Annotated in this window: 3 protein-coding genes; all 3 read left to right on the top strand. The window is 51.7% G+C overall.

Annotated elements, in window-relative coordinates; genetic code table 11:
- Window positions 1-2,653: LPD38 domain-containing protein (locus tag RM811_RS22815; protein WP_402528869.1), on the top strand; the 2,653-nt coding region annotated here is incomplete at its 5' end.
- A gap of 134 nt (window positions 2,654-2,787) precedes the next feature.
- Window positions 2,788-3,078, top strand: a complete 291-nt coding sequence (locus RM811_RS22810) for a type II toxin-antitoxin system HigB family toxin (protein WP_402528866.1) — start codon at window positions 2,788-2,790, stop codon at window positions 3,076-3,078.
- Entirely contained in the window at window positions 3,079-4,287 is a 1,209-nt protein-coding gene (locus RM811_RS22805; protein ID WP_402528863.1) for an ImmA/IrrE family metallo-endopeptidase, read from the top strand.
- Window positions 4,288-4,321: the final 34 nt, after the last annotated feature.

Raw genomic sequence — 4,321 nt, 5'->3', positions numbered from 1 at the left:
GCTGCTCGATGCCAGCCTGTCAGCCTCCAAAGCCTTCTTCCTGACCCGCAATCTGGATAATGTTCTGGAAGCGATGCTCTACGAAGGCACCCCGATGCTGAAAGCGGGCAGCGTGGTGGTCAAGCCGGACAGCAAGGGTTTGCTGGACGTTCTCCATCCGGTGGCCAAACGCAGTGAGCTGGAAGTCTGGGAAACCTGGGCAGGCAGTCTCCGTGCCGAACGGATCATAACCGAAGACAAGGCCGCCAGAACCAGAGGCAATCAGCTATTGGCACAGGGCCAGGCATTAAAAGAGACGCTGGATGCCGTCGCACCGGACGAGTATCCCGGTGGTCGTACCCGCTGGAACCGGGATAGGAAGCAGGTCAACAAAGACCTGAAAGAGGGCAAGCTGCTCAGTCAGCAGAACCGGGGAAACCTCTACGACGACCAGAAAATCAAGACTATCCAGAACTGGGTCAACACCCAGCCGCAACTGAAGCAGCGGTTTCAACAGGTAAAGGACGACTATCAGGCCCATAACAAAGACCTGCTGGACTTTCTCACCGATGCCGGTCTGATTGACCGGGAACTGCGCAAGGTATGGGAAACCGACGACTACCTTCCGTTCCACCGGGTTCACGATCTGGAAGCGAAGGAACAGACCGGAGGCCAGACGAAGCGGGGGCTCTCTGGCCAGAAGTCCGGTATTCAGCAACTGAAAGGTGGCGTGGAGAAGATCAGCCCGTTGGAGGCGATGCACCGCAACACCCGTTCCATGCTGGATGCGGCGTTCAAGAACATCGCCCAGCAGCGCATTATCGAGGACGGGCTGGCCGTGGGGGCCGTGGAAGAAATCAACACGGCAATCCGTGTGTCCGATGACGATGTCATCAGCAAACTGCAAGAAATGGAGCAGGACACCAACCTGACCCCGGACCAGATGAAACGCTGGAAAATCCTGATGGCCAAGTATTCGGTATTGGGCGAAGGGACCACCAGTGTCTCGGTGAACGGCAAGCTGAAGACCTACCTGGTCAATGACCCGTTGCTGCTGGCTTCCATTCAGGACTTGGGCGCACCCACTCACAGCACCCTGATGAAACTGGTGGGCATCCCCCGCAAGGTACTGACCAAAGGGGTTACTGCCCTACCCGGCTTTATGTTCCGCAACATCATTAAGGACACCATTTCCACAGCAGTGCATATCGCTCCGGAGGTGAATGGCAAACCGTTGTCGCTCAACCCGCTGGCTGGTGCAGTGCGGGGATTCCGCCAATCACTGAAGAACGACAAGACTCGCTGGGCCATGATGCTGGGTGGCGGCAGTGGCGGTGGCTACTACAACATCACATCGGACAATATCCGCAAGAAGCTGTCGCCGGAGGAACAGAAGAAAATCATCAATCGTCCCGGGCAACTGTGGAACCTGTGGGAGAAGTTAGGCTCCCGCTTTGAGAACTCCAACCGACTGCACGTTTACGAACAGACCATCAAACAGGGAGGCTCACCGGCAGAGGCCGCTTATCAGGCCATGGACGTACTCAACTTTACCCGTAGTGGGCAGTGGCCGATTATCCAGTTTATGGTGCAAAGCCTGCCGTTCTTTAACAGTATGTTGCAGGGGGTGAACCGGATGTGGAGGGGCATCAAGCCCGGTGATAAGTGGGATATGCAGTCGTTCTCATGGCCGGTCATAGCCCGAGGGCTGATGTACGGGCTGGCCGCTTGGGCATTGATGCGTCACTACGAAGACGACGAGCGTTATAAAAAGCTGAAAAACCATGAAAAGCTGGGGTATCACCACTTCTGGATCGGTGAGGGGGAAGACGGCCATTTCCAGATACCCAAGCCCTTTGAAGTGGGGGCGATCTTTGCCACCCTGCCGGAGATCATCACCCAGAGCCTCGATGGCAATGAGGATATGAAGTGGACCAAGGATATGCTGTACGGTCTGGTGATGAACACCTTTGCCCTTGACCCGATTCCCCAGTTAATCAAACCGATCTGGGAAGTGTCCGAAAACCGGGATCGCTTTCGGGACAAGCCCATTATCCCCATGCGCCTGCAAAACCTGAAGCCCGAAGCCCAGTATGACCCCTACACCAGTGACACTCTGAAAGAGCTGGCTCAACTCCTGCCGGAAGGCGCACCTGACTGGATGCGTTCCCCCAAGAAACTGGAACACCTGTTAAAGGGCTATTTCGGTTCCATAGGCCGCTACGTGTTGATGGGGGCCGATGCCATGACCCGTGAAGCAACCGGTGCCGCCGAGCGCCCATCCCTGCGCAAGCGGGATATGCCTTTAGTAGGGAGTTTTGTCCAGGACGGTGTGGCCGGAAGCAATCGCTACACCGATGAGTTCCACGATATGAATAAGGACGTGACTGAGATAGCCGCATCCATCAAACGGTATCAGGAGTCTGGTGAAACTGACCGGGCGAAATCGCTAGAGCTGTCATCGGCGGCGAAACTGCGCAACAAAAAGGGTCTCCAGAAAGCCAGCCGGCAGATCAGCAAGCTGAGAAAGGAAGTCAGGCGGGTGATGGAAGACAAGCTGATGAGCAGTGACACCAAACGCCAGCGAGTGGATGACCTGAACCGGAAGATCAGCCAGACCTCAGCAGAGGCGGTGAACCGGCACCAGCAGACCAGGCATATTATTTCAGAGTAAAAACAGTAGGTTATCTGAAATTATTTTTCTGTTGTGGATAACCTGTTTTCGGGAATTTTAGAATAATCTCATCTACACTATTCCCAATCTGGGATAAATATATATAATTCCCGTCTCGGGAACTTTGAGCTAACATGAAAGTCATAGGTATAGAAAAACTCGAAAAGTTCTCAAAAAAACATGCCAGTGCCAAGCCTGCCCTTGACGCGTGGCGTGAGGAAGCGAATGCTGCAAACTGGACGAGCTTTCATGATATTAAGGAGCGATATCGAAGTGCCGACCATATTGCAAATAAAAAGGTGATCTTCAATATCAAAGGTAATGACTACCGTTTAGTCGTTCAGGTGCGCTATCGAAATGGTCTGGTTGTTATCGAATGGGTTGGCACTCATGCGGAGTATGATAAACAAAATTTCAGGAGGTGAATGATGTCTGTGATCAAAGTCATTAAGACAGCGGAAGATCATGCGGATGCCATGGAACGCCTGATGAATCTTATGGATGTCGATCCGGCTGAAGGCTCAGTTGAAGATAATGAATTAGAAGTGCTGGCCGTTCTTATCGAGCAGTATGAATCAGAGCAATTCCCGACTGATTTACCTGATCCTATTGAGGCCATCAAGTTCCGTATGGATCAACAGGGACTGACTCAAAAAGATATGAAGCCTTTTTTGGGTTCTGCCAGTAAAACTTCTGAGGTATTGAATGGCAAGCGCCCGTTGAGCCTGTTAATGATTCGCAAGCTGCACAAGGGGCTGGAAATACCCGCAGATGTTCTTATTCAGGAAAAGGGTGCCTTGTTACCGGGCACTAACGGTATGGTCTGGAATCAATTCCCCCTTGCTGAGATGAAAAAAAGAGGATGTTTTTCGGACTTTTCAGGCTCACTTCACGAACTCAAGGCTTACGCGGAAGAAAATTTACGACGGTTTTTGAGCAGTGTTCGTTCTGACTATATCAAGCCTGCACTGTGTCGAACTTCTGCACACTATGTTACCGATAAGGAAGTGGATCAATACGCTCTACTCGCCTGGCAGATCCGGGTTTTGCAGAAAGCCGAAAAAATAAAGACGGCTGGCGGTTATGAACATAACGCCATTACACCGGAAGCGATGAAAGAGTTGGCAAGGATCAGCTGGTCAGAACAAGGACCAAAAGTTGCCCGGGAGTTTTTGTCTGTTCTGGGCATCAAGCTGGTGACTGAGCCGCATTTTGAAAAAACCTATCTGGATGGTGCCGCCATGCTGGACTCATCCGGACAACCGGTCATCGGCCTGACTCTGCGACATGACCGACTGGATAATTTCTGGTTCACACTCTTGCATGAAGTTGCGCATATTGCACTTCATCTCAACACAGATTCAATGACCTTTTTTGATGACATCGACTCATCTCAAAAAGATGATATTGAACATGAAGCGGACAGGGCGGCGGCAGAAGCACTGATTGATCAGTCAGTCTGGTCAACAGCGATGGTGCGGAAAAGTCTGAATGAGAGAGACTGCGCAACGCTCGCGAAAGATTTAAAAATTCATCCAGCAATTGTTGCTGGCCGGCTACGTCATGAGAATAAAAACTACAGTCTTCTTTCTAATATGATTGGAAACAAGATGGTTCGGCATCATTTCCAGTGATGCCGAACCGTCATCATCTGTTCAGTCGGCTCAA

Origin of the sequence: Endozoicomonas sp. (assembly GCF_031844845.1) — a bacterium.
Taxonomy (GTDB): domain Bacteria; phylum Pseudomonadota; class Gammaproteobacteria; order Pseudomonadales; family Endozoicomonadaceae; genus Endozoicomonas.
Note: the sequence above shows the minus strand (reverse complement) of the source record. Positions and strands in the feature narration are given on the sequence as shown.

Excerpts from the sequence above, each read along its gene's own strand:
- RM811_RS22810 (WP_402528866.1), top strand. The coding sequence starts at position 2,788 with ATGAAAGTCATAGGTATAGAAAAACTCGAAAAGTTCTCAAAAAAACAT.
- RM811_RS22805 (WP_402528863.1), top strand. The coding sequence starts at position 3,079 with ATGATGTCTGTGATCAAAGTCATTAAGACAGCGGAAGATCATGCGGAT.